This window comes from Aminobacter sp. P4_D5, from assembly GCF_056401815.1.
Window position 1 is genome coordinate 1 of record NZ_JBFUIP010001143.1, and the last position, 571, is coordinate 571.

General features: G+C 69.0%; 1 protein-coding gene. It reads left to right on the forward strand.

From position 1 onward, the window contains the following. Positions 1-72: 72 nt before the first annotated feature. Positions 73-571: tyrosine-type recombinase/integrase (locus AC1DWF_RS37150; protein ID WP_476843428.1), on the forward strand; the 499-nt coding region annotated here is incomplete at its 3' end.

Here is a 571-nt window from a genome sequence, read left to right on the forward strand (position 1 = left end):
GCTGGCACCCTCGCAGCGCCCTACGCCCCTGCCATCCGCTTCCTGCTGCTGACACTGGCGCGACGGGATGAGGTGTGCGGCATGACCTGGGGCGAGGTGGCGCCCGACCTCTCGACATGGACGCAGCCGGCCGGCCGAACGAAGAATGGTCGCGCCCATGTGGTCCATCTGAGCGAAGCGGCGCGCGCCCTGTTGCGCGAGCGGCTGGGCGCCAAACCGGGCAAGCCGCTGCCCTTTCTGCCCGGTGGCGATGTGCTGGTGTTCGGCTCCATGACGGCGGGGCGGCTGCGGCCGATCAGCGGGCATAGCTGGGTTAAGCGCGAACTCGGCAAAGCCATTGCCAAAGCGCGGGAGAAGGAAGCGGCCGACGCTGGGCAAGCGGCCGATGTGATGCCCGGCTGGGTGCTGCATGATTTCCGTCGCGCTGGCGTCACTTGGCTGGCCGGCGCCGGCTTTCCGCCGCATGTGGCCGACCGTCTGCTGAACCACTCGGCCGGGACGATTTCGGGCGTGATGAAAACCTATCAGCGCGCCGAGTTTCTCGCCGAACGCGCGACCGCCCTCGACGCCT